General features: G+C 67.7%; 21 protein-coding genes and 2 pseudogenes. 12 read left to right on the forward strand and 11 right to left on the reverse strand.

The window, feature by feature from the left end:
* Positions 1–84: 84 nt before the first annotated feature.
* A complete protein-coding gene (locus HWX36_RS28625; RefSeq protein WP_175956842.1) occupies positions 85–1,704 on the forward strand; it encodes a histidine-type phosphatase in 1,620 nt (539 codons plus the stop codon).
* A 63-nt stretch (positions 1,705–1,767) separates the two neighbouring features.
* Positions 1,768–1,863, forward strand: a pseudogene (locus HWX36_RS37380) (AraC family transcriptional regulator ligand-binding domain-containing protein); the annotation flags it as partial.
* On the opposite strand, the gene HWX36_RS37385 reads toward HWX36_RS37380, so the two are convergent.
* Positions 1,816–2,037 carry a hypothetical protein gene (locus tag HWX36_RS37385; protein WP_244136538.1) on the reverse strand — a complete coding sequence of 74 codons (222 nt, stop codon included), beginning with the start codon at positions 2,035–2,037 and terminating at the stop codon, positions 1,816–1,818. The pseudogene HWX36_RS37380 and the gene HWX36_RS37385 overlap by 48 nt on opposite strands.
* A gap of 166 nt (positions 2,038–2,203) precedes the next feature.
* Here HWX36_RS37385 and HWX36_RS28635 point away from each other — a divergent pair, with 166 nt between their 5' ends.
* The gene (locus tag HWX36_RS28635; RefSeq protein ID WP_175956843.1) at positions 2,204–2,509 is read left to right on the forward strand and encodes a hypothetical protein; all 306 of its coding nucleotides are present in this window, start codon (positions 2,204–2,206) and stop codon (positions 2,507–2,509) included.
* Positions 2,510–3,331: 822 nt separating this feature from the next.
* On the forward strand, positions 3,332–4,906 hold the full coding sequence (locus HWX36_RS28640; RefSeq protein ID WP_175956845.1) for an EAL domain-containing protein: 1,575 nt from the start codon (positions 3,332–3,334) through the stop codon (positions 4,904–4,906).
* Between the two features lie 298 nt (positions 4,907–5,204).
* Here the strand turns inward: HWX36_RS28640 and HWX36_RS28645 are convergent, their stop codons facing one another.
* Positions 5,205–5,579: a nuclear transport factor 2 family protein gene (locus tag HWX36_RS28645; RefSeq protein ID WP_175956847.1), complete on the reverse strand. Its 375-nt coding sequence runs from the start codon at positions 5,577–5,579 to the stop codon at positions 5,205–5,207.
* A 103-nt stretch (positions 5,580–5,682) separates the two neighbouring features.
* Here HWX36_RS28645 and HWX36_RS28650 point away from each other — a divergent pair, with 103 nt between their 5' ends.
* The 3 genes from HWX36_RS28650 (at position 5,683) to HWX36_RS28660 (ending at position 10,603) form a co-directional block, all read left to right on the forward strand.
* Positions 5,683–6,663 (forward strand): LysR family transcriptional regulator, encoded by a 981-nt coding sequence (locus HWX36_RS28650; RefSeq protein WP_175956849.1) that lies wholly within the window; start codon positions 5,683–5,685, stop codon positions 6,661–6,663.
* Between the two features lie 334 nt (positions 6,664–6,997).
* A complete protein-coding gene (locus tag HWX36_RS28655; RefSeq protein ID WP_175956851.1) occupies positions 6,998–9,382 on the forward strand; it encodes a DNA polymerase II in 2,385 nt (794 codons plus the stop codon).
* Between the two features lie 87 nt (positions 9,383–9,469).
* Complete coding sequence (locus tag HWX36_RS28660) at positions 9,470–10,603, forward strand: J domain-containing protein (RefSeq protein WP_175956852.1); 1,134 nt, start codon at positions 9,470–9,472, stop codon at positions 10,601–10,603.
* A 70-nt stretch (positions 10,604–10,673) separates the two neighbouring features.
* Here the strand turns inward: HWX36_RS28660 and HWX36_RS28665 are convergent, their stop codons facing one another.
* Together HWX36_RS28665 and plcR are read right to left on the reverse strand one after the other, a co-directional pair.
* A complete protein-coding gene (locus HWX36_RS28665) occupies positions 10,674–12,050 on the reverse strand; it encodes a pectin acetylesterase-family hydrolase (RefSeq protein ID WP_175956854.1) in 1,377 nt (458 codons plus the stop codon).
* 66 nt (positions 12,051–12,116) lie between these two features.
* The gene (gene plcR, locus HWX36_RS28670; RefSeq protein WP_175956856.1) at positions 12,117–12,830 is read right to left on the reverse strand and encodes a phospholipase C accessory protein PlcR; all 714 of its coding nucleotides are present in this window, start codon (positions 12,828–12,830) and stop codon (positions 12,117–12,119) included.
* Between the two features lie 430 nt (positions 12,831–13,260).
* Here plcR and HWX36_RS28675 point away from each other — a divergent pair, with 430 nt between their 5' ends.
* From HWX36_RS28675 to HWX36_RS28695, 5 genes are all read left to right on the forward strand, one after another.
* A complete protein-coding gene (locus HWX36_RS28675; RefSeq protein WP_175956857.1) occupies positions 13,261–14,487 on the forward strand; it encodes an amino acid deaminase/aldolase in 1,227 nt (408 codons plus the stop codon).
* A gap of 74 nt (positions 14,488–14,561) precedes the next feature.
* Positions 14,562–15,968, forward strand: a complete 1,407-nt coding sequence (locus HWX36_RS28680; RefSeq protein ID WP_175956858.1) for a D-arabinono-1,4-lactone oxidase — start codon at positions 14,562–14,564, stop codon at positions 15,966–15,968.
* Positions 15,965–17,149, forward strand: coding sequence for an MFS transporter (locus HWX36_RS28685; protein WP_175956860.1), 1,185 nt, complete (start codon positions 15,965–15,967; stop codon positions 17,147–17,149). Before HWX36_RS28680 ends, HWX36_RS28685 begins: the two co-directional genes overlap by 4 nt.
* Before the next feature lie 135 nt (positions 17,150–17,284).
* A complete protein-coding gene (locus tag HWX36_RS28690; protein WP_175956861.1) occupies positions 17,285–18,481 on the forward strand; it encodes a porin in 1,197 nt (398 codons plus the stop codon).
* 100 nt (positions 18,482–18,581) lie between these two features.
* On the forward strand, positions 18,582–19,601 hold the full coding sequence (locus tag HWX36_RS28695; protein ID WP_175956863.1) for an AraC family transcriptional regulator: 1,020 nt from the start codon (positions 18,582–18,584) through the stop codon (positions 19,599–19,601).
* A gap of 14 nt (positions 19,602–19,615) precedes the next feature.
* Here HWX36_RS28695 and HWX36_RS28700 read toward each other — a convergent pair.
* The 7 genes and pseudogenes from HWX36_RS28700 to HWX36_RS28730 all read right to left on the reverse strand — a co-directional run.
* Positions 19,616–19,708 (reverse strand): annotated as a pseudogene (locus HWX36_RS28700) (allantoate amidohydrolase); the annotation flags it as partial.
* 29 nt (positions 19,709–19,737) lie between these two features.
* Entirely contained in the window at positions 19,738–20,643 is a 906-nt protein-coding gene (locus HWX36_RS28705; RefSeq protein ID WP_175956864.1) for a LysR family transcriptional regulator, read from the reverse strand.
* Positions 20,644–20,719: 76 nt separating this feature from the next.
* A complete protein-coding gene (locus HWX36_RS28710; protein WP_175956866.1) occupies positions 20,720–21,964 on the reverse strand; it encodes an acyl-CoA dehydrogenase family protein in 1,245 nt (414 codons plus the stop codon).
* Positions 21,965–22,000: 36 nt separating this feature from the next.
* Entirely contained in the window at positions 22,001–22,759 is a 759-nt protein-coding gene (locus tag HWX36_RS28715) for a glucose 1-dehydrogenase (protein ID WP_175956868.1), read from the reverse strand.
* Between the two features lie 7 nt (positions 22,760–22,766).
* Entirely contained in the window at positions 22,767–23,531 is a 765-nt protein-coding gene (locus HWX36_RS28720; protein WP_175956870.1) for an SDR family oxidoreductase, read from the reverse strand.
* A 43-nt stretch (positions 23,532–23,574) separates the two neighbouring features.
* Positions 23,575–24,606, reverse strand: a complete 1,032-nt coding sequence (locus HWX36_RS28725; protein ID WP_175956871.1) for a phosphotransferase — start codon at positions 24,604–24,606, stop codon at positions 23,575–23,577.
* A gap of 19 nt (positions 24,607–24,625) precedes the next feature.
* Positions 24,626–25,300 carry a histidine phosphatase family protein gene (locus HWX36_RS28730; RefSeq protein WP_175956873.1) on the reverse strand — a complete coding sequence of 225 codons (675 nt, stop codon included), beginning with the start codon at positions 25,298–25,300 and terminating at the stop codon, positions 24,626–24,628.
* Positions 25,301–25,428 lie beyond the last annotated feature (128 nt).

A 25,428-nucleotide genomic window follows, 5' to 3' on the forward strand; every position in this document is an offset into this window, starting at 1 on the left:
GCTTGCAACACTTCCGGGCTTGACCAATCTCTCCCGGAGACGGAACGACGCGAACCTGCATCGTCCCGCCCGTTGCACACCACGATGACACGCCCGATCCGCACCGCAGCCGCCTTCGCGCTTACCTGCCTGCTGCTCGCCGCCTGCGGCGGGGACGATTCGACACCCCCCGCGGCCTCCGCCGACACCAGCGGTTCGACGCCCGCACCGCAGCCGCAGCCTCAGCCCAAGCCGACACCCGCGACTTACTACCAGACGAAGACGCCGTACCGTCCGCAGCAGGACGCCGCAACGTACGAAGCGCCGCCCGCCGGCTACGCGCCCGTCTATACGGAACTCGTCGCGCGCCACGGCTCGCGTGGATTGTCGGGCTTCAAGTACGACGGCGCGATCTACGCGATGCTGGTCAAGGCCGAGGCCGACGGCGCACTGACCGCGCTCGGCGCGCAGCTCAAGGCCGACACGTACGCGATGATGAAGGCCAATGCGCTGCTCGGCTATGGCGTGGCGGGCATCTCGACGCCCGGGTATGGCAACCTCACGCAAACCGGCATCCGCGAGCACCAGCAGCTCGCCGCACGTCTCGCGCAGCGGCTGCCCGCCTTGTTCACGGCCGGCAACCGACAGGTCGTCGTCGTCAACTCGGGCCAGGATCGCGCGGTCGACAGCTCGACATATTTCTCCGCGTCGCTCGTGGCGGCACAGCCTGCGCTGGCCACGGCGATCACGCTGCCCGCCGCGCCGTCCGGCTATCCCGCGAACGCGCCGGTCGCGCAGCCGGCCGGCACCAACCGCTTCCTGCTGTATTTCCACTCGCTGAAGCCGGCCACCGATCTCGTGACCGATACAGGCAATCCGTACTACGCGACCTACCAGGCGAGCCAGGCATACCAGGCCTATGCGAACGACGCGACGGTGGCCGCGAAGCTCAACGCGATCAAGGCCGCGCCGCAGGCAGCCGACGTCGCGCAAACCGTGTTGTCCGCACTCGTGTCGCAGGCATTCATCGCGAAGCTCGGCACCGACGGCTACACGTTCGCGAACACGGGCACCTATGCATTCACGTCGGCGGACGGCAAGTTCACCAACACGCTGAAGGGCGACGGCAAGACGAAGATCGCGACGGCCGTCGATGCGGTAAACGTGCTGTACAACCTGCTGCAGGTCGCGCCCGCGATGACGGCGGAAACCGGCGGCGTCACGATGGAGAAGTACATCGGTGCCGCGCAGGCGCAGTATCTCGCGTATCTGCAGGATGCCGAGGACTACTACCAGAAGGGGCCTGGCATCCAGGAAGCGAACCCCGTCACGTACCGGATGGCGAAGGTGCTGCAGGACGATTTCTTCGGCGAAGTCGATGCGATCGCACGCGGCGACCTGACCCGCGCCGCGAAGCTGCGCTTCACGCACGCGGAGGTCGTGATTCCGTTCGCATCGTTCATGAACCTGAAGAACGTGTTCGTGCCGACGCCGCAGGCGCAGACCTACACGTACGCGAACAACCCGTGGCGCGGCGAGCAAGTGTCGCCGATGGCCGCAAACATGCAGTGGGACGTCTATCGCAACGGCTCGCGTCTCATCGTGAAGATGCTGTACAACGAACGTGAAACGGATTTCCAGGCCGCGTGCGACGGCGCGAAGATCGCGCCAGGTAGCCACTTCTATGACTACGCGGGGTTGAAGCAGTGTTACGGGTATCAGTGAGGTGACGGGGGACACGCCGTTGACGAAGTCGCGCTGACGGCCATCGTCCAGTTCGCGCGCAACATCACCGGCACGCGTCACGGGCCCGACGAAGTCTGCTTCGTGCACCCGTCACCCGCCGACGAACGGCCGTACGTCGACTATTTCGGCTGCCCGGTGCGGTTCGGCCAGCCGGCGAACCGCCTCGCGTTCCCGCAGCAACCGCTCACGCAGCCACTGCGCCAACCGGACGACGCGCTGCTGCAGATGATGGAACGCCAGGCAGGCGCGCTGCTTGCCGAGCTGCGGCAGACGGACGATCTCGAACAGTCGGTGCGCGAAGCCGCAGCGCATTTACGCGCGCCTTTCGGCGCTGGACCAGCGAATCGCCGCGGCAGTGGCGCAACCGGCAACCTGCGCGGGCAGCGAACGTCGCGCGCGGCTGAGCGCGACGCGCCAGCGCGCCGCCGACGAACTCGCGTCCGCCCGCGCGGTCGAACGAGCATCGCCGGAGAATCCCATGAAACACGTCGCCACTGCCGCTGTCCTGACCCTGCTGGCCGCCGTCAGCTTGCCGGCCGCCGCCGATGCAGCATCCGGCAGCGCCGAGCCGGCTCCCGTTCAAGCGCACGCGAAAAACTGCGTCCCGTCCCGCGACGCCACGCGCGACACCCGCTCGCCGTCGGAGGCGCCGCCGATCCGCGTATGCGTCAGCGACGCCAATACGCAACTGAACCTGCCGTGGTTCCTGACCGATGTGCTCACCGCAGTGGACACACATCAGTCGGGCGGTGATCTGCTCCGCAAGATGCGCAACGATTTCTGAATCGCGGCTCGCGCGACGCGCCGGTACCGTATCGTTCACTCACCTTCAGACGCTTGCAGCCCCTGCATGAACGTGCCGGCGATGCCGGCCCACATCGCGGGGCGGCAATGCTGCGCAGCAGCGCGAGCAATTCCTTTCGTTTACCTTTCCAACGCGGCCCATGTTTACCGCTGATGGTGTCGTCGCGCGGCGTACCGCGCGACGCGAGCGCGCGATCGAGCAGGAGGTTGCCGGCCTGCCCGTTCACGTCGATCCGGATTCACATCGAACCGCCGTGGGCTGCGGCTGCCCCATCGGTCACGATGACCGTGGGCACGGGATCTTCTTCCATCCTGAAGCGCCGGCGAGCCGCGCGGCCGTATCGTGCGGCGACCGATCGCAGGCCGCCGGCAGGTCGACAAAGACAGCATCCCGAAAGAATGTTTCTTGTCGAGACACAATCACAAAAATACACCAATAGCTGAATAACAATATTTTGTAATCGTTCATCGCATCTTATACTTGCCGCGCACCATCCTCGTGCCAAGAGACGGTGTTTTTCGTCCCGGCCGCAAGACCATGCGGCCGGGGGTTTTTTTCGGTGTGCTACGTCAATCTACGTGCGCCGGATGCACATGTTCACAGAGGCAAGCCTCCGAAATGAATGGCCGATTGCGACGGGGCTGCCGCACATATCCGTCGCGCCCCCGTAGAATCGATCGCATCGCGATACCGGCGCGCACAACGTATCGCCCGACCCAGGCATGACGCGTGCGCGCTGTTCGTGTGTCGACCGGCTCGACTTGCCTCTCCCTACACACAACACCAAAGGCGACTGCGGGAATGTTGGCGTTCACGCCAGGCTCGAAGGCAGTTTTCCCGCATAGCGGTGCGTGGCCGCGAATCGTCTTTTTCGTCGCCGTAATCGTTTGCGTGCTCGCGCCGGCATGCGCGATCGCGCTTGCCGATCGCTACGCGCGCGATACCGTCACCGAACATGAGCGCTTCATCGCAAACGACATCGTGGCCTCGGTGGACCGCATCCTCGACGGCGCACGCCTGCGCCATGTGGACGAGCTGACCGCGCTCGTCGGACGGCCATGCCCGGCAGTATTCCGGACGCTCGCCGAAATAGGCACGCGCCTGCGCTACCTGCGTGCCGTTGCGCTGGTGCACGACGGTCGCGTCATGTGCTCATCGGCGCTGGGGGCGATCGACTTGCCGCTCGACGCGTACATGCCCGAGCCGGAACCGGGATCGACGCGCGTCACGTTATTGCGCCAGACGCCGTTCCAGCAGGGCATCCCGGTGCTGCCCGTGTTCTACGCCACCGCGCCCGGTGCGGGGGTGCTCTACCTGATCGAAGGCGACTACGTGGCCGACGCGCTCGCGCACGGCGCCCGCTACGGGACGGAAACCGCGATGCTGTCGATCGCGGGTGCGGGCCATCTCGATCAGCACGGGAAATTTTCGCCGGAATCGGCCGCGGAACCCGCGGGCGGAAGCACCATCGCGTCGCTCCGCTGGCCGTTCACGGTGCAGGTTGCCGCATCCGCACGCTACACGTCGCAGGTGCGGCAACACTATCGGCTGATCGGCGTCACGATCGTGCTGCTGGCGGATGGCCTCGTGATGGCGGCCTACCTGCTGGCGATGGCGCCGCGCCGGCTGCTGCTGAAGGCCGTGCGCAACGCACTCAGGCGCAACGAGCTCCATGTCGTGTACCAGCCGATCGTCGATGTCGAGACGCGCAGGACCGTCGGCGTCGAAGCGCTGCTGCGCTGGCAGCATCCCAAGTGGGGAGCCATCAGCCCGGCCCTGTTCATCCCGCAGGTCGAATCGAGCGCGGTGCTGCCGAAAGTGACCGAATTCGTGCTGCGGACAGCCGTGTCGGAACTGTCCGCGCTGACGCCGCCCGTGCCGCTGCGCATCGCCGTCAACATCGCGCCGAAGGATCTCGAGCGCACGCGGTTCGTGTCCGTCGTCGAGGAGGCGATTCGCGCGCTGCCGCCCGGCTTTACGCTGGTGCTCGAAGTCACCGAGCGCATCCTGCTCGAGAAGAACGCACGGACCACCGCGATCTTCCACGCGCTGAGAGCAAAAGGCGCGAAGTTCGCGATCGACGATTTCGGCACGCATCACAGCAATCTCGACATGCTGTCGCGCTTTCCCTTCGACTACGTGAAGATCGATCGCCAGTTCGTCTCGCAACTGAACGGCGGCAGCGCGAGGTTGATCGAAGGGATCGCGTCCGTTGCGCATCACTACGACCTGAAGATCATCGCGGAGGGGGTGGAGACCGAAGTGCAGCATCGCGCGCTGCATGCGGTCGGGATTCACTATGCGCAGGGCTATCTGTATCAGCGGCCGCAGCGGCTGGAGCATTTGAAGCGGGATTTCGCGTGGGCGCCGCTGTAGGGGCGGTGTCGCCGACGCATCCGTACCGACGGCGACTCATCGACGCGCACGCGGCTCTTTGTCAGGGTGACGCCACGGACGGGGCATCGTGGAACGATCGAGCACGAGGGGCGTGTTTGAAGCGCGCCGGTCCGAGTTCGGCCCCCCGCGCCCGCTTCAAGTCAGTCGATGTTCGATGGCGTAAAAAAACCCCGGGAAATCGCTGCGTTTTCCGGGGTTGTTTGTTCGCCGGCGTTGACGTGCATGCCGTCGCGCGCTCATGCATCCGGACTGTCATCCGCATCCGCCGCGCGGCGCGTCAGTCGAACGTACGCACCAAGGCGGACGCCTTGGTTGCGATCAACCAGTTGCCCTCCACCTTATGCATGACGAAGTGATCGTTGAACAGCCGGTTTCCGATCCGCACCCGCACCGTCGCCGTTGAAAGGCCGTCCGAGATATTCTCCATCGAGAGGATCGCTTCATCTCTCGGCGCGCCCGTCGATCGCGGACTCGGCCTCCCGTCGATGAGCGCCGCATACTCCCGCGATGACAGGACGCGCAACTGGCCTTCATCCAGCCACTGAATCAGGCAACTCGGGTGAAAGACCTTGTCGAAGTCACGGCTCTTCGGCTCATAAGCCAAATTGAAGTAGTCCTCGATCAAGGCGGCTACGGCCTGGGTCTGGGTCATGGCTGGCTTTCCTCGGTAGTGAACGGCTCGTATAGTGAGCGATCCTCCCCACCCTCGGCTACGGCGATCCGGTTATCGCTGCCATTACAGGAACACATGGATCATGGAAGACCTCGATGGGGGACTCGTCAGCGGCTTGCTCGTCCTCGCAGCCCTGGCCGAATCCGGGAGCTTCGGCCGTGCGGCATCTCGTCTGGGCAAGACGCAGCCGGCGGTCAGTCGCGCTATCCAGCGACTGGAGGACCGTCTGCGCGCGAAGCTCGTGCATCGCACCAGCCGGCACGTCGAAGTGACGGACGCCGGCCATGCGCTGCTGTCTAAGGTGCTGCCGTTGCTCCAGGGAATCGAAGAGGCGGCCGTCAGCGCCTCGGACCAGACCTCGATCGTCAACGGCACGCTCCGCGTGGCGTGCGATGCCGTGTTCGCCCGCCTTGTGCTGGCGCCGGAGCTGGCCCAGTTCATGAAGGCCCACCCTGCCCTTCAACTGAAGCTGGAGACCCGGAACGACCTCTCGGACCTGGTAAGCGACGGATTCGATCTCGCCATCCGGTTCGGACCGCCAACCGTTTCAACCCTGGTTTGCCGCCGGCTATACAGTCCGCGGGTCCTGACTGTAGCCGCGCCGTCGTACCTGGAGCAACGCGGTCGGCCGAGGTCGCCGCAGGATCTTGTCGATGATGGCCATGAATGCATCCTGGCCATCGACCTGGCTACCGGCAGGCCCTTCGAATGGGAGTTCTGGCGTGGCAACGAGAAAGTGAAGGTGGCCGTCAGCGGGAACCTGACGCTCACGGACGCGGGCACCAAAATCGGCGCCTGCGTTGCCGGCTACGGGATCGCTCAGGTGATCGACCTCGGGATCGACACGCACCTGCGTGCGGGCACGCTGGAGCCGGTTCTGACGGACTGGCGCGACGAGACGTTCCCCCTTTACGTCTACTATCCCAGCCGGAACCACGTTCCGGCCAAGGTAAGAGCGTTCATCGACTTTGTTGCCGGCATGATGCCCGGGCTACAGTCGAGAGACCCTGGCGGCTGCCGGCAGCCGTCACCCACCCTGCTCGAGACGCTGCGGCGCGAGTAGTCCCCCTCTTGCCGTCGCGCGCCTGACCTTCCGTTTCAACCGTCATTGCCGTGTCCTTTCTTCCATTGCATTGCGTGGACATCGCCCGGCGGTCGATTCATCTTCCCGTCGGCCCAGCCCGGGTCAGTTGCGAAACGGCATCCTCGTTCGCCTGCCCGCGAACGGCCGCCCCTGCCGCCAGCCGCTTCGAGAAACCGGGGCGCCGGCCGGCCCGCACACGATCGTGCGTCGCCCGATGGCTTCCTGCCACCTGTTGCCACGCACGCCGCCGCCGGCACGACCTCCATTCAAGCGCTAAAATCCGCCGCCTGGGCATCCACGACGAGCAAGCGTTTTGACGGAGTTCGAGCAGGGTTTCATCCTCACCCGCCACTGGCGGGACACCGCGTCCGGCATCGAGATCGAGTTCTGGCTGGCAACCGGACACGGTCCGCGCCGCGTGCGGTTGCGCCCGCAGGAAGCCGTCGCGTTCATTCCGGCTGAACAGCAGACGCTCGCCGAACGCGCGCTGGCCGGCGAGCGTGAGGCCGAGTTGCGCCCGCTCGCGCTGCGCGACTTCCGGCAGCGCCCGGTCGTCGGCCTCTATTGCAAGCGTTATCGCCACCTGTCCGGGCTGCAGAAGCGCCTCGCGGCAGCCGGCGTCGACGTCTACGAAGCCGATGTACAGCCACCCGACCGCTACGCGATGGAGCGCTTCATCACGGCATGCGTGCAGTTTCGCGGCCAGCCCGGCCGCGACGGCACGCTGACCGGCGCCGAACTGAAAGCCGCGAGCGGCTATCGCCCGGCGCTGCGCTGCGTGTCGCTCGACATCGAAACCAGCGTCCACGGCGAGCTGTATTCGATCGCGCTCGAAGGCTGCGGGCAACGGCAGGTCTACATGCTCGGCCCGCCGAACGGGGGCGACAGCGACGAAGCGGGCGCGATCGACTTCCGCCTCGACTACTGCGACAGCCGGCCCGCGATGCTCGCGCGGCTCAACGAATGGTTCGACGAACACGATCCCGATGCGGTGATCGGCTGGAACCTCGTGCAGTTCGACCTGCGCATCCTGCACGCCCATGCGGAGCAGTACGGCGTGCCGCTGAAGCTCGGGCGCGGCGGCAGCGTGCTCGACTGGCGCGCGCACGGCCAGCAGCCCGACCACTTCTTCGCGGGCGCGGCCGGCCGGCTGATCCTCGACGGCATCGACATGCTGAAATCCGCGACGTGGACGTTCCCGTCGTTCAGCCTCGAATACGTGTCGCAGGCCCTGCTCGGCGAAGGCAAGTCGATCGACAACCCGTACCAGCGGATGGACGAGATCCAGCGCCGCTTCGATCACGACAAGCCGGCGCTCGCGCGCTACAACCTGAAGGACTGCGAGCTCGTCACGCGCATCTTCGACAAGGCCGACCTGCTGTCCTTCGCGCTCGAACGCGCAAGCGTGACGGGCCTCGCGGCCGATCGCACCGGCGGGTCGGTCGCGGCCTTCACGCACCTGTACCTGCCGCGCATGCACCGGCTCGGCTATGTCGCGCCGAACCTCGGCGACGTGACGGGGCAGAACAGCCCCGGCGGCTTCGTGATGGATTCGCGCCCCGGGCTGTACGACTCGGTGCTCGTGTTCGACTACAAGAGCCTCTATCCGTCGATCATCCGCACGTTCCTGATCGATCCGGTCGGGCTGATCGAAGGGCTCGCGAACCCCGGCGACGATGCATCGGTGCCCGGCTTTCTTGGCGCGCGCTTCTCGCGTACCGCGCACTGCCTGCCCGATATCGTGCGCCGCGTGTGGGAAGGCCGCGACGATGCGAAGCGGCAGCGCAACGCACCGCTGTCGCAGGCGCTGAAGATCATCATGAACTCGTTCTACGGCGTGCTCGGCTCGACGGGCTGCCGCTTCTTCGACCCGCGCCTCGCGTCGTCGATCACGATGCGCGGGCACGAGATCATGCACCGCACGCGCGAGCTGATCGAAGCGCAGGGCTACGAAGTGATCTATGGCGATACCGATTCGACGTTCGTGTGGCTCGGCCGCGCGCACGACGACGACGCAGCCGGCGCCAAGGGCCGCGCACTCGTCGAGCACGTGAACCACTGGTGGCAGGCGCACCTGCGCGACCACTTCGGGCTCGAGAGCGCGCTGGAGCTGCAATACGAGCGGCACTATCGCCGCTTCCTGATGCCGACCGTGCGCGGCGCGGAGGAAGGCAGCAAGAAGCGCTACGCAGGTCTCGCGGCAGCGGCCGGCGGCGGGGAGGACCTCGTCTTCAAGGGGCTCGAAACGGTGCGCACCGACTGGACGCCGCTCGCGCAGCAGTTCCAGCGCGAGTTGTACCGGCGCGTGTTCAACCGCGAGCCGTACCAGGATTTCATCCGCGACACCGTGCGGCGCACGCTGGCCGGCGAATTCGACGACCAGCTCGTCTACCGCAAGCGCGTGCGCCGGCCGCTGCGCGAATACGAGCGCAACGTGCCGCCGCACGTGCGCGCGGCGCGGATCGCCGACGAGTTCAACCAGGCACAGGGCCGGCCGCTGCAGTATCAGCGCGGCGGCTGGATCAGCTACGTGATGACGACGGCCGGCCCCGAGCCGCTCGAAACCATGCGCTCGCCGATCGACTACGCGTTCTACCTGAGCCGCCAACTGCAGCCCGTCGCGGACGCGATCCTGCCGTTCCTGCGCGACGATTTCGAACGCGTGATCTCCGGGCAGGGGCAGTTGTTTCAGGAGTAGCCGCGCCAGGTCGAGCACGGGAGACGCGCGGGGCCGGTTAAAATACCGCGCTGCTGCGCGTTCTGCCGCAGCCGGAGGACATTCATCATGACCGCACGTCGCGGAACAGCGGTCGCCATCGCGCCCGGCCACGAATCAGCCAGCCTGTCGAAAGCCCAGAAAGCATTCAATACGCTCGTCCAGCAGATCGAGAAGCGGCGCAAGCGTCTCGGCGCGTGGGAAGCCGTGATGCCGGCATTCCAGAAGAAATTCGTCGACGAGCTGTTACCGCTCGAACAAACGTCGACCGCGCTGCGGATCCGGTTGCTCAACCAGCTGGACGACGCGTACCTGCAGAAAGGATTGAGCAAGGCCGAGCAGCGTACCCTTTCCGCGATGATCGCCAACATGGCGCGCGACTTGCTCGACTTCAGCGACGACGCGCAACTGAAGGCCATCCATGACCGGCACGGCGCGGCCGATCACGGCGGCTACACAGCGGCCGAGCCCCGGCAGACCGCGTCCGAGCCGGAGCCGGAATCGACGCCCGGCGTCACGGCGGAAGACGATCTCGACGCGCTGTCGCCCGAAGCACTCATGGCACGCATGCAGGCTGAACTGGACGAACAGTTCAAGCGGGACATGGCCGCGCACGAGGCCCGCGAGGCACAACGCGCCAAGCGCAAGAGAGCGCCCCGGCAATCGGCCGCGCTGGCGAAGCGCGAAGCCGAGCAGGCCGAATCGAGCCGCTCGATCCGTGAGGTCTACCGGAAGCTGGCGAGCGCGCTGCATCCCGATCGCGAAACCGATCCCCGGGAACAGGAACGCAAGACCGTGCTGATGCAGCGGGTCAACCACGCTTATGCGAACGGCAAGCTCCTGCACCTGCTGGAGCTGCAGCTGGAGATCGAACAGATCGACCGGCACGCGATCAACGGCCTCGGCGAAGACCGGCTCGCGCGCTACAACGGCATCCTGGAAGATCAGCTTCGCGAGCTGGATCAGGAGATCGAGGACGTCGAGACCGGTTTCCGGCGGACCTACGGGATCGCGCCGTCGGTCAAGGTCGCGCCCGATACCGTCATGCGCATGCTCGCGCGCGACATCGCGGGCACCCAGCGCGGCATCCACGACCTGAACCTGACGCTGCGCGAGTTCGACGATCCGGCGAACGTCAAGGAATGGCTGAAGGACATGAAACGCCGGCCCGCTTCGTCCCGGTTCGACGACGGGCCGTTCTGAGCGCGCACGCGCATCCGGCCGCACGGAACGGCGGCACGCGGCGCCGCCGTCGCTTGCTCAAACGCCCGCATCACGCCCGGTGCCCCGAGATCGGCCCCGCTTCGCCGGTCAGGTTGAAGATGCTGTCGATCCACGCAAGAAACGTCGAGAACGTGAAGTCCGACCACTGCTGCGTGCGGAACGCCTTCATCACCGGCGCATCGGCCGGGTCCTGCTGGTTCAGCAGGTCGTCGACGAACGTACCGATATCCGCGTCGATGCCGTTCTCGTGGATCCCCGACCCGGTAAAGCTGACCGCCGTCACCTGGTGGTTGTCGATGAAGTCGTTGCGCGCCCACGGCATGAAGTAGCCGAAGTTCGGCAGCGGGTTCAGCGTCTGCTTCAGCCCGTCCAGCTCCTGGTCGAACATCGCGAGCGACAGCGCATCCTTCGTCGCGTCGTCGGGCGCCGCGATCACGGCCGGCACGAACGCGCGATAGTGATACGCGGCGATGATCTTGTCGCGCCGGTAGCTCGAGAAGCCGAAACGGTCGTGCGGGAATGTCGCCGACAGCGCCGCATACGCGCTCCCCATGTTGCCCGGATCGAAATGGCGGGTCAGCCGGCTGTTCACGGTGATCATCCCGTCGGGGCCCGTCATCCCCCACTCGGTGCGCACCCGGTCGTACAGGCCGACCGACGGATGCGTGGCCGCGTCCGCATCGAACGGCGTGTTGAACACCGTGCCGGCGTCGTCGAGCAGCGAACTATGCGCCTGCGGCTGCAGCGTGTTGCGCAGCGTCGCGTAGTTCGCGAGCGTGCCGTAGCCGCCCGCGCTCATCCCGTACACGAGCAGCCGGTTCGGCTTGCCGAAGCCGTGCGACGTCAGCCACTGCGCGACGGCCTGGATGTTCTTCAACCCGCTGTAGTGCTGCAGCCGCCAGTCGCCGCTCGGCGACGTGTAGTTGCGCACGGCGCTGCCCATGTGGATATCTCCGGTGCAATAGGGCACGAAAACCTGTGTCCACTGCTGCGTCTCGACCTTCGGTTCGCCGACGAGAATGTGCGCGAGATCCATCCGCGTGAGCAGCGGCGACAGGAACGACGACAGCAGGCTCTCGTTCGCCGTGCCGTTCATGTAGTTGTGCGGGATGCCGTCCGGGTTGAAACCGCCGAGGCCGGCCTCGGCGCCGGTCGATGTCTGCGTGCAGGTGCCGTAGTCCCAGCACGCGCCGCCCGGCTCCATCATGTACAGCAGGTTGTCCGACTGCGCGCGATTGATGTAGAAGCGCATCGGCGTGCCGTTTCCGCACGATGCACCGGTGCTCTCGGGCAACGTCACTTCGTACCACGAATAATAGGGAATCGACGAGTCCGGCATCGTCGTATCGGCCGCGTGGCCGTTCAGTGCCGCGCAACCGAGCAGCGCGGCAAGAGCCGCGCGCAGCAGGCATCGTGCTGTGGACATCTCCCCTCCTTGTCGATGGACATGACGCGACCGCCGGGCGCCGTGCCGGCGTCGCGGATTCGGCGCTCAGTGCACGCCGGACGGTGAAGCGCCGTCGAACAGCTGGACACGCAACGCCTGCAGGCGCTGCGCGATGACGGCTTGCTGCTGGTCGGGATCGGGAATGCTCGCCTGAACCTGCCGGACGACGTCGCGGCTCTGCTGCTCGTACGAGAGATAGCGCGGGTCCTGCGCCGGCGACGGGCCGAGCGTCTGCCGCGCATAGGCGTCCCATTGCGCGCGCATCGACCGGATCGCCGCGCTGCGTGTCGCGGGGTCGGCTTCGGTATCGGTCAGCAGCGCCGCGCTCAGCGCTTCGGCCTGCACGGGCACGATCTCGTTGCGCGCGACATGGTCGGGCAGTTCGTCGAGAATCCGGCGCGCGAGTGCGGCGCGCTCCGCTTGCGGCATGCTGTTGCGGCGATCGCCGTACGCGGCGACCTCGTCGCGAAAGCGTGCGAATGCGACGACGCGCTTCACTTCGGCATCCGCATCGGGCCGCCCTGCCAGGCTGCGACGCAGGGCATCGACATCGAGCCGCCGTTCCTCGGGGCCGCGCGTCGCGGCGCCGGTGCCGAACGATTCGGCCACGCCTGGCGCCACGCTCGCCGTCGCAGCCGGTGTGCCGGATGACGCGGCTTGCGCCGGTGTCGTCGCTTCATATCGCCAGACTGCAACGGCCGCCACACCGATCGCCGCGATCGCGCCCGTGCGCCGCCAGAGTGCCCTGTTCTTCTTCACGTCGCCTCCTCGTCACGTCATGCCGTTCTTCGCCGGTGCATCCGCGAGTAGGTTCTAGGTCGAATCCGGCATGCAGTCAAAAGCGGCGCTAGAACGCAGGCACTAAACCTGCCCGCGTTGGACACGTCCGGCAAGACGTTTGAAACGCATTTCGTTGCCGCACGGCCAGGCGCCCGAGGTCGCGCGCCATGCCCGCCCGGCGGCGGTTCGGGCCGACACGCGCGATGTGTGTCGCGACGCCAAGCAAGCGGCGATCCAGCCGCGCGCAGCGCGAGGCCCATGCGTCGGCGCGGCCGATACGAATGGCCGGAAAAGACCCGTCGAACGACCCGCTGAGCGCTTGGTCGCGATTTTGGCGCGCCCTATGCTGGTTTCCGACACGCGCCGAACGGTCGGCGCGACACACACCCCACCCAGCCGAGCCCGTTCCATGAGCCGTGCAGACCTTCCGCATCGCGCGCCCGCCGCCGTCCACGACTATCCGACCTATCGCGACGCGCTCGCGGGCCGCCGGCTGCCTGCCGCATTCGTCGACCTCGACTGCCTCGACGCGAACCTCGCCGACCTGAAGCGCCGCGCGCGCGGCCTGCCGATCCGGCTCGCGACGAAATCGGTGCGCTCGCGCGAACTGATCGGCGCGGTGCTTGCCGCCGGCCCGTTCATGCAGGGGCTGCTGTGCTACTCGGCCGCGGAAGCCGCGTGGCTCGCGGACGGCGGCTTCGATGACATCGTCGTCGCGTATCCGACCGTCGAGCCCGACGACCTGCGCGCGGTGGCCACACAGCTCAGGCGCGGCCGCTCGATCACGCTGATGGTCGACGCCGATGCCCAGGTCGATGCGATCGACCGCATCGCAGAAGAGGAGCGCGTGACGATCCCGCTCGCGATCGATCTCGACATGTCGTCCGCGTATCCGGGCCTGTACTTCGGCATGTACCGCTCGCCGGTGCGCGACGTGGCCGGCGTACTCGCGCTCGCGAACCGCATCGGCGAGCGGCGGCACGTGCGGCTCGACGGGCTGATGGGCTACGAAGGACAGATCGCCGGCCTGGCCGACACGGCGCCGGGCAACGGCGCGCGCAACGCGCTGGTGCGCCACCTGAAGCGCCGCTCGGCGCGCGAGATCAACGCGCGCCGCCAGGCGGCCGTGCAGGCGCTCGCGGCGGCGGGCCGCCGATTGCGCTTCGTGAACGGCGGCGGCACCGGCAGCTTCGAAAGCACGCTCGGCGACGCATCGGTCACCGAGCTCGCGGCCGGCTCCGGCCTCTACGCGCCGGCGCTGTTCGATCACTACGCGGCGTTTCATGCGCAGCCGGCCGCCGGCTTCGCGCTGCCGGTCGTGCGGATTCCGCGGCCGGGCATCGTGACCTGTTCGGGCGGCGGCTATATCGCATCGGGCCCGGCCGGCAAGAGCCGCCTGCCGCGGCCGTGGCTGCCGGCCGGCTGCACGCTGATCGACAATGAAGGCGCGGGCGAGGTGCAGACGCCCGTGCGCGTGCCGCGCGACGTCGCACCGGCGATCGGCGACCCGATCCTGTTCCGCCACGCGAAGGCCGGCGAACTGTGCGAGCGCTTCAACACGCTGCTGCTGATCCGCGGCGGCCGCGTGGTCGGCGAGGCGCCCACCTATCGCGGCGAAGGCAAGAGCTTTTTCTAGCGGGCCGCGCTGCCCGTCGTTCCAACCGGTCAACCCGTTCACCCCATTCAAGCGACAACCACGGAGACAATGCCATGTGGCGCAACTGGTCGGGATATGTCTGCAGTCCTGATGCAACCGTGTCGACGCCGGCGTCGCGCGCCGGGCTCGCGGCGCTGCTGCGCGACGCGGCGGCCGCCGGCGCCACCGTGCGCGCGGCCGGCGCCGGTCATTCGTTCTCGCCGCTCGTGCAGACCGACGACGTGATCCTGTCGCTCGACGCGATGCAGGGCGTGATCGACGTCGACCGCGACCGGCGCGTCGCGCGCGTGCATGCCGGCACGCGGCTGCGGGCGCTGGGCCCGGCGCTCGCCGCGCACGGCCTCGCGATGGAGAACCTCGGCGACATCAACGTGCAGTCGATCGCCGGCGCGACCAGCACCGGCACGCACGGCACCGGCATCACGCTCGGCAACCTGTCGACGCAGATCGACAGCCTGACCTTCATGTGCGCGGACGGCAGCGAGATCCGCGCGAGCGCCGACACGCATCCCGACCTGTTCGCCGGCGGCCGGATCGGGCTCGGCGCGCTCGGCGTGCTGACCGAGATCGGCCTGCGCCTCGTGCCCGCGTTCAAGCTGCGCCTCGAGCGCGGCGGCATGCGGCTCGACGACTGCCTCGCGCAAGCGGACGCGCTGATCGCGAAGCATCGCTCGTTCGAGTTCTACTGGTTCCCGCATACGGACACCGTGCTGACCAAGGCATGGGATATCACCGACGAGCCGGCCGACTCGGTGCACTGGACGCGCCGCGCATCCGAATCGTTCCTCGAGAACACGGTGTTCGGCGCGCTGTGCGGGCTCGGCAAACGCGTGCCGTCGCTATGCCCGGCGCTGAGCCGGCTGTGCGCATCGACCGTGTCGGCCGGCCGGCACGTGGATGCGAGCTACGCGATGCTGTCGACGGTGCGCCGCGTGCGCTTCAACGAAATGGAATGGTCGGTGCCGGCCGAGCGCGGCGCCGACGCCTTGCGCGAAATCCGCGCGTTCATCGCGCGCCGCAGCTTCCCGCTGATGTTCCCGATCGAATACCGCTGGGTGCGCGGTGACGACATCTGGCTGAGCCCCGACTACGGGCGCGACAGCGTGCGCATCTCGGTGCACCAGTATCGCGGGATGCCGTTCGACGCGTACTTCTCGGGCGTGCAGGCGATCTGCCGCAATCAAGGCGGGCGGCCGCACTGGGGCAAGGTGCATGCGATGAAGGCCGCCGAGCTGGCGGCGTGCTATCCGCACTGGGACGATTTCCTCGCATTGCGCGAACGGATGGACCCGCACGGCCGCTTCCTGACGCCGTACCTGCGCACGCTGTTCGGGCTGCCGCGAAGCGCAAGCGCGACCGCAGCCGCTCGCGCCACACCGGCCCGCCGAGCGGCACACTCGATGCACGAAACGGCCGGCGTCGCACACGATCGGCCGCGATCCAACCGGGAGGCTTCATGAGCACAACCACGCTGCACGCGGCCGCGCAGGCGCGTCCCGATCCGTCGGCCAGCGCCGTCGTCCGCCTTGCGCTCGCGTTCGCGGCGGCCACCAACGGCCTGATCCTGTCGCCGTTCCTCGTCGCAGCCGTGATGACGCGCTTCAGGCTCGACGAAGGCACCGCGACCGCGCTCGTCAGCGCCGAGATCCTCGGCATCGCGATCAGTTGCGCACTGCTGTCGCACCGGATCGCGCGCGCCGCACGGCCGTTCACGCTGGCCGGCCTGGTCGGCACGATCGCCGGGCAAGCGCTCAGTGCGGTCGCGCCCGAGATCGTGTCCGCGGCAGTCGCGCGCGGGATGACGGGGCTGTTCGAAGGGATGCTGTTCGTCGTCGTCGCGTCCGGCGTGTCGCAGCGCGCGTCGACCGACCGCCTGTGGGGGCAGATCAACCTGCTCGCGGGCATCATCAACGGCGGCATCCTCGTGCTGATCTCCGCGTTGCTGGCCGGCTGGCTCGGGCACTGGGTGTTCACGCTGCTGGCGGCCGCCGTCGCCATGCTGGCGCCCGCGATCCGCGGCATCGACGCATTCGCGAGCGCGCCCGCGCAAACCCACGTGCGCGCCGGCACGCTGCCGTGGCGGCCGGTGATCGCGATCTGGGTCGTGACCGCGCTCGTCTACGGCGTGCAGGCGTCGCAATGGGCGATCGCCGGCTTCGTCGGCGAGCGCGCCGGGCTGTCGCCCACGACGATCGGCGTGCTGCTGTCGGTATCGTCGCTGCTCGGCTTCGTCGGCGCGGCGATTCCGTCGCATCCGGCCAGCCACTCGCACCGGCTCGCGCTGATCTGGGCCGCGCAGCTCGCGATGATCGCGTCGATCGAATGGTTCTTCAGGGCACGCGGCGGCAGCGCGTACTTCCTGAGCCAGTTCGTGCTGAACAGCGCGTTCTTCGTGATCGTGCCGTTCCTCACGGGGATGCTGTCCGACGTCGACCCGGACGGCTCGCTGGTCGCGCGCACGCTCGTCGTCACGTTCTTCGCGGCCGGCATCGGCACCGCGCTGTCGGGCGCGCTGCTCGGCCGCTTCGGCGGCACGCGCGTCGCCCACGTGCTGTGCGTGGCCGTGCTGGCCGCCGCCCCGTTCGTGCGGCTTGCGCTGCGCCGCGCGGCGCCCGGTGCGGTGGCGAGCGCATCGCCCTGAGCGCACTGCGTCATGCGGTGGCCGCGACGCACCACGAGATTGGCCGCCGCGGCCTTGGCCCGCGCAAATTTGGCTTTCTACAGTCGTTTCCGGCGGTGCGAGCCGTCTCCCCATGTCGATGCGGAGTCCAGAATAATGAATCGTCACGATAGCGTTCGCGCCGCGTGCTGCGCGATGATGGTCCTGGCCGGTACCGGCGCGCACGCGCAAGGCAACGTGACGCTGTACGGCGTGATCGATGCGGGCATCCGCTACGAAACGCACGGCGTGTCCTACGGCGCCGACGGCTCGCCGGTGTCGACGGGCCGCAGGATCTCGATGGCCGACGGCGGCGGCCTGACGGAAAGCTACTGGGGCCTCAAGGGGCAGGAGGATCTCGGCGGCGGGCTGTCCGCGCAGTTCAACGTCGAGAGCCACTTCGGCCCGAACAGCGGCAGCATCGTGCCGGCCGGCTCGCCGAACTTCTTCCAGGTCGCGTACGTGGGGCTGACGTCGACGTCGCTCGGCCAGCTCACGCTCGGCCGCCAGTACAACGTGCCGTTCGAGATGGTATCGCTGATCTACGGCTCGAACCTGTGGGCCGGCCCGCAGGATCCGTACTTCAACCTGTTCAAGCCCGAGCAGACGATGCTCGCGGCCGCGCGCACCAGCAACATGATCCAGTACGGCGCGCAGCTCGGCAGCCTGTACCTGCTCGCGCAGTACTCGCCCGGCGGCCATGCGGGCGGCGGCGTGCTCGGCGCCCAAACCGGCGCGGCGATCGCGTATGCGCCGGACAAGGGCCCGTTCACGGTCGGCGCATCGTTCATGCGCAGTTGGGACGACGTCACGCACGGCAAGTTCGACGTCTACGGCGGCGGCGGCTCGGTGACCCTGGGCAACGCGACCGTCAACGCCGGCTATATCGAGAACGCGCGCGACAACGACTTCACGTCGTTCGAGAACGGCCCGTTCGGCCCCACCGATCTCGCGGCGCTCGGCATCATCTCGCCCGCGCAGGTGGTCGATCCGTCGGCGCCCGGCGGGTTCCGCCGCCGCAAGATGGCGCTCGCGGGGCTGACCTACCGGTTCACGTCGGCGTTCACGGCCGCCGTCAACGCATGGTGGACCACGCAGTCGGGCTACACGCCGGACTTCGACGGCCGCGCGCGCCAGTTCCAGGCGATCGCCGGCTACAGCCTGTCGAAGCGCAGCATGCTCTATGCGGAAGTCGACTACGCGATCTACCGCGGCGGGCTGATCGGCGCGCAGCTCGTCGGCATCAACGGGCAGGCACCGAGCACGAGCACCACGCAGCTCGGCGCGACGGTCGGCCTGCGGCACTACTTCTGAAGCGGGGCCGCACGGGATGTGGGCAATCGCGGCCGGGGCGGCGCCAGGCCTCCGGCCGGGCGGGACGCGTACAATCCATGGAAAAAAATACGGAGCATCCATGGACGAACCCGACCGTTATACGACGGCGAATCTGCCGGTCCATCTGTTGCGGTGCCTCGCGGAGACAAGCAAGGAGCTGGGCATCGACCCCACGCGGCTGTGCCTCGGGCTCGGCTTCGACGTCGCGGACCTGTCGAATCCGTCGTGCCGGATTTCCTTGCGCCAGGCGAGCACGATGATCCGCCGCGCGCTCGACATGGCGCCGGGGCGGGCGCTCGGTCTCGAACTCGGCACGAGCGAGACGATCGCGTCGATCGGCCTGGTCGGCTATGCGATGCTGACGAGCCCGACGCTGAAGGACGCGATCGTGGTCGGCATCGAGCTGCAGCGCCACACGGGGCCGCTGATGCGCTTCGAGGTCGTCGCGGATGCGCGCACGCTGTCGGTCCGCGCGACCAACGTCTTCCTCGAACCGGACATCGAGGCGTTCCTCGTCGAGGAGGCGTTCGGCAGCTTCATGAAGATCGGGCGCTCGCTCGTCGGCCCCGCGTTCCAGCCGAAGGTCGTCGATCTCAGCTACCCGCCGCCGGCCTATGCGGAGCAATACGCGCACGTGTTCCCGTGCCCCGTGCGGTTCGAACAGGAGCAGAACCTGTTCTCGTGCGACGCCGCACTCGGCAACCGCCCGATCGCGACCCACGATCCGCTCGCGCATCGCCAGGCGCTCGAATTCCTGCAGGACGCGCTGCCGCCCGAACCCGAAGGTACCGAATTTCTCGAATCGATCGAACGGATCATGCGGCGCGACCTGCGCCATGCGCCGTCGCTCGCCGAGATCGCCGCGCAGCTGTGCATGAGCGAGCGCACCCTCCGGCGACGGCTTGCCGATCAGGGCGTGTCGTATCAAACGGTGATCGACACGATCCGCCGCAAGCGCGCATTCACGCTGCTGAGCAACCCGCGGCTGTCGATCGAGGACGTCGCGCACGAAGTCGGGTTCAGCGACGCGCACAACTTCCGGCGCGCGTTCAAGCGGTGGACCGGGCACGGGCCGAGAGAGGGGCAGCGGGCGGTCTAGCGGCCCGGCCGCCGTTACGCCGCGCCCGCGAGCGAACGATCGAGCGCGACGAGCGTGTGATACAGCACGCGCGTGCCGTCGAGCAACGGCTGCGGCTCGATCCATTCGAGCAGCACGTGACGCGCAACCGCCTCCGTCACACCGCCTCGCCGCTCCCGCCCATCAGCGTCATCAGTTGCTCGCGCAGCCACCGGCTGCCCTGATCCTGATCGGCGCTGCGATGCCAGTAGCAGAAGTATTCGAGAGCCGGCATCTCGAACGGCAGTTCGAGAATGCGCGCCGGATAGCGCTGCAGCAGCCGCAGCGGCGCCGTCAATGCGAGATCGCCGCGCATCGCGATCAGCGGCGCGACCATGTAGTGCTGCACGCGCATCTGGATGGTGCGGCGCAGGCCGAGGCGCGTCAGTTCCGCGTCGACGTGCCCGCTGCCCTTGCGGCGGCTCGACACGTGGATGTGCCCCATCGACAGGTAGTCGTCCATGGTGAGCGTGTCGCCCTTGAACGGGTGACCGTCACGGATCATGCACGCATAGCGGTCGCGCACGAGCAGCGCCTGGTGCAGGTGCGGGTCGCCGATCAGCGGTGCGTCGATCGCGAGGTCGACGGAGCCGTTCGCGAGCGCGGTCGCCACTTCGCGGCGGTCCATCGTGTAGCTGCGCACGTGCATGCCGGGCGCATGCGTCTGCAGCAGTTCGCCGAGCGCGGGCAGCAGCAGCGCTTCGGTCAGGTCGCTCATGCTCATCCGGAACACGCGCGTCGACGATGCCGGATCGAACACGTCGCCTTCGTGCGCGCTCGAATCGAGCAGTTGCATCGCCTCGCGCACGCGGCCGACGATGTTCTCGGCCAGCGGCGTGGGCATCATCCCGGCCGGCGTGCTGACGAACAGCGGATCGTTCAGGGTCTTGCGCAGCCGCGCCAGCGCGTTGCTGACGGCCGGCTGCGTGAGGTTCAGCACCTCGGCCGCCCGCGTCAGGTTGCGCTTGGTGTAGATCGCATCGAATACGACGAACAGGTTCAGGTCAATCTTCGAAAGGCGCATCGCCGGATCTCCTTGCCGGCATCTTACGGCGTGCCCCTCCCGTTCGTCCACGGCCCTGCGCATCGCGGCGCGACGCTCAGGCGCGCGGCGGCGGCGTCAGGTACGGGGCCGTCGAACCGGGCTCGCCGTCCTTGATTTCCATCCGCGCGATCGCCTGCAGGTGCACCTCGTCCGGGCCGTCGGCAAAGCGCAGCGCGCGGCCCCAGGTCCAGAGGTCGGCGAGCGGCGTATCGGGGCTCAACCCCGCCGCGCCGAACACCTGCATCGCGCGATCGCACACGTTCGTGTACACGGTCGGCACCAGCGCCTTGATCATCGCGATTTCCTTGCGGGCGGCCTTCGCGCCGACCTTGTCGATCATCCACGCGGCCTTCAGCACCAGCAGGCGCGCCTGCTCGATCTCGATGCGCGAACGCGCGATCCATTCGCCGACCGTGCCGTGCCGGTTCAGCGGCTTGCCGAACGCGACGCGCGACTGCGCGCGGTCGACCATCAGCTCCAGCGCGAGCTCGGCCGCGCCGATCGAACGCATGCAGTGGTGGATGCGGCCCGGCCCGAGGCGTGCCTGCGCGAGCGCGAAGCCGCTGCCTTCCTCGCCGAGCAGGTTGCTCGCCGGCACGCGCACGTTGTCGAACGTGATTTCGCAGTGCCCTTCCGGCGCGACGTGATTGACCACCGTGATGTTGCGCACGATCGTCACGCCCGGCGTGTCGCGCGGCACGAGGATCATGCTCTGCTGCTGGTGCGACTCGGCCTCGGGATCGGTCTTGCCCATCACGATGAAGATCTTGCAGTTCGGATGCGCGGCGTTCGTGATGAACCACTTGCGGCCGTTGATCACGTACTCGTCGCCGACGCGCTCGATGCGCGTCGTGATGTTCGTCGCATCCGACGACGCCACATCGGGCTCCGTCATCGCGAACGCCGAGCGGATCTCGCCGCGCAGCAGCGGCTTCAGCCACTGTTCGCGCTGCGCCGGCGACGCGAACATGTGCAGCAATTCCATGTTGCCGGTGTCCGGCGCGTTGCAGTTGAACACTTCCGACGCCCAGCTCACCCGCCCCATGATCTCGGCGAGCGGTGCGTATTCGAGATTCGTCAGGCCCGTGCCAGGCTCGTCGTCCTTCAGGTGCGGCAGGAACAGGTTCCACAGCCCTTCCGCCTTCGCGCGCTCCTTCAGTTCCTCCATGAACGACACGGGATACTGGCCCGCGTGCACTTCCTCGTTCCACTGGCGGATGCGCGGCACGATGTGCGCGTCCATGAATGCGCGCACGCGGCTGCGCAGTTCTTCCACTTTCGGGGTGTAGCCAAAGTCCATGATCGACTCCTCGGGATTCCGTGTTCCGTTCGTTCTTCAGAAGGCCGAGACACCGCCGTCGACGGCGACGGCCTGCCCGGTCAAATAAGTGTTTTCCTTCGCGCACAGCGTCAGCATCGTCGCGACGATCTCCTCGGGGCGGCCGAGCCGCTTCATCGGCGAGCCCTGCGCGAGGAAGTCCTGGCGCTCGCCGATATCGCTGTCGGTGACCATCGGCGTCGTGCTGTAGAACGGGCACACCGCATTCACGCGAATGCCGTGGCGCGCGTATTCGATCGCCGCCGTCTTCGTGAGCCCGACCACCGCATGCTTCGACGCCGCGTAGGCCGCCAGCTTCGGCGCGCCGCCGAGCCCGGCCATCGACGCGACGTTCAGGATCACGCCTTCGCGCTGCGCGAGCATCTGGCGGATCTGGTGCTTCATCCCGAAGAACACGCCCTTCGCGTTCACCGCGAAACTCAGGTCGAGATCGGCTTCGTCGGTGTCGATCAGCGCCTTCATCGGCGGTGCGATGCCCGCGTTGTTGATGCCGACGTCGAGCCGGCCGAAACGCTCGGCCGCCGCGTGCACCAGCGAGGCAACCTCCGCCTCGACGCGCACGTCGCAGCGCTGCGCGATCACGTCGGCGCCGGCCGCGCGCAGCGGCGCGGCCACGCGTTCGAGCGCTTCGCCGTTCAGGTCGCCGAGTGCGACGCGCGCGCCCATCGCGGCCAGCTCGCTCGCGAGCAGCGCGCCGAAGCCGCTCGCGGCGCCGGTGATCATCACGGCTTGCCCTGCGTAGCTGTCGATCTTCATCGGGCGCTCAGATCGTCAGGCCGCCGTCGACGACGATGCATTCGCCGTTCGTGTAGCTCGCCGCGTCCGACACGAGATACAGCACGGTGCCGGCCATTTCGCGCGGCTCCGCATGACGGCGCAGCGGGATCTTCCCCATCCAGGTCTCGTAGATCTCCTTGTCGGCGAACAGCGCGCCCGCGAACTTCGTCTTCGTGAGACCCGGCAGCAGCGCGTTCACGCGGATGCCGAGCGGCCCGCATTCCTTCGCGAACGCCTTCGTCATGTTGACGACCGCGGCCTTCGTGATCGAGTAGATGCCCTGCCGGTCGCCCGGCTGCAGCGCATTCACCGACGCCGTGTTCACGATCGCGCCGCCGCCGTGCGTCTTCATCAGCTTGCCGGCCTCGACCGACATGAAGAAGTAGCCGCGGATGTTCACGTCGACCGTCTTCTCGTACGCGGCGAGATCGGTATCGAGGATGTGCCCGAAATACGGGTTCGCGGCCGCGTTGTTCACGAGGATGTCGAGTCGGCCGTGCTTGCCGCGGATGTGCTCGAACGTCGCGGCGATATCTTCCAGCCGCCCGACGTGGCAGGCCAGCGCCTCGGCGCGGCCGCCTGCCGCGACGATCGCGTCGGCCACGGCCTGGCAGTCGTCGAGCTTGCGGCTCGACACGATCACGTGCGCGCCCTGCTCCGCGAGCAGTTTCGCGATTTCCTCGCCGATGCCGCGGCTCGCGCCCGTCACCAGTGCGATCTTGCCCGTCAGGTCGAACAGGTTCGTTGCCATGTTGCTGTGCTCCTCCATTGATGTGTTGTCGTGCCCGGCGGCTTCAGCGATGCGCGTCGATCACGCCGACGGCGAGTTCGGCGAGCCGCCCGGCCATCGCGCCGACGCGCAGCGCCTGCTCGCTCGATGCGTTGCCCTGCAGCGCGCGCGCCTTCACGCCCTGCGCGATCGACGCGAGCCGGAAGAAACTGAAGGCCAGATAGAAGTGCCAGTCGCGAATCGGCTCGATGCCGCGCAGTTCGCAATAGCGCGCGACGATCTCCGCTTCGTCCGGCACGCCGAGTGCGGCGCGATCCTGGCCCGCGAGCCCGCGCACCTGCCCGCCGGACGGCAGCCGCAGGCACATGCAGAAATACGCGAGATCGGCGAGCGGGTTGCCGAGCGTCGACAGTTCCCAGTCGAGCACGGCCTGCACGCGATAACTGTCGCGCGCGAACATCAGGTTGTCGATCCGGAAATCGCCATGCACCAGCGCCGGCCGGCCCGTGTCGGCGGGGCACGCCTTCGGCAGCCAGTCGATCAGCGTTTCCATCGCGTCGAGGCGCTCGGTTTCGGCCGCGCGATACTGCTTCGTCCACACGCCGATCTGGCGCTCGAAGTAGTTGCCGGGGCGGCCGTAGTCGGCCAAGCCCACCGCATCGACATCGACGTCGTGCAACGCGGCCATCGTCCGCAGCAAGGCGTCGTAGCACGCCGCGCGATCGGCCTTCGGCAGTTCCGGCAGCGCGGGATCCCAGAAGATCCGGCCGTCCTCGTAGCTCATCACGTAGAACATACTGCCGATCACGTCGCGGTCTTCGCAGAGGTGATACGGACGCGCGACCGGCACCGCGGTGCCCGACAGCGCGCTCAGCACGCGGAATTCGCGGTCGACCGCATGCGCGGACTTCAGCAGTTCGCCGGGCGGCTGGCGGCGCAGCACGTAGCGGCCGCTCTTTGCGTGCAGCAGGAAAGTCGGATTCGACTGGCCGCCGGCGAACTTCTCCGTGTCGACCGGGCCTTCGAAGCCCGGCACGTGCGCTTCCAGATAGCGCGTGAGGCGGGCTACGTCGAGTTGCTGGGTAGGGTTCGTCATCGTCGCGATCGTTCGTGGGTCAGCCGTAGGTTCGCAGCGCGTGTCGTTCGGGATCCTCCAGATGCGGGATGCCGTTGAACGACGCGAGGTGGAACGCATCGGCGTTGAAGAAAAACTGCGAAAGACTGCTGTTGCGGATCTGCAGGTTCAGCGCGATCGCGCTCGCGGGCGGGGCGGCCAGCACCTGCTGCACGGTGACCGCGATCGGGCCGCCGGAACTCACCGCCAGCACGCGCTGGCCGCTGCCTTGGCGGATGGCCGCGCGGGCGTCGGCCACGCGCTGCTGGAAGTGCGCCCAGGTCTCGGGGGCCGAATCGCCGAGCTTGTCTTCCGACCAGAGCTGCAGCACCTGCCGCAGCGCGCGGAAATGCTCTTTCATCGAGCCGGCCGCAAGGCGGGCGATGTCCGGGTAGTCGTGCGCGGCGGCGGCGAACAGCCCGTGGAAGTCGTACTCGTTCAGGCCCGGGTGGCGCTCGACCGGCGCGCCTTCGCGGCCCATCCCGCGCAGGATCGCGTCGACCGTCTGCGCGTGGCGGTTCAGCGTGCCGCAGATCACGCGGTCGAATGTGAGCGCTTGCTGCGCGAAGTATTCGCCGAGCCAGACGCCCTGCTGCTCGCCCGCCGCGGACAACCGGTCGTAGTCGTCCGCGCCGAAGGACGCCTGCCCGTGCCGTACCAGAAAAAGTTCAGCCATCGCATGCCCGCCGGATCAGAAGGATTCAGCATAGGGGGCAGGGGCGTATTTTTAAACTTTATTTTCTGAATCCGGGGGTATTCATCTCGTGAATTCACCTCCTTTCCGGATCCTGCCGTTGTCCGGCG

Origin of the sequence: Burkholderia sp. BCC0405, assembly GCF_902833075.1 — a bacterium.
Lineage (GTDB): Bacteria > Pseudomonadota > Gammaproteobacteria > Burkholderiales > Burkholderiaceae > Burkholderia.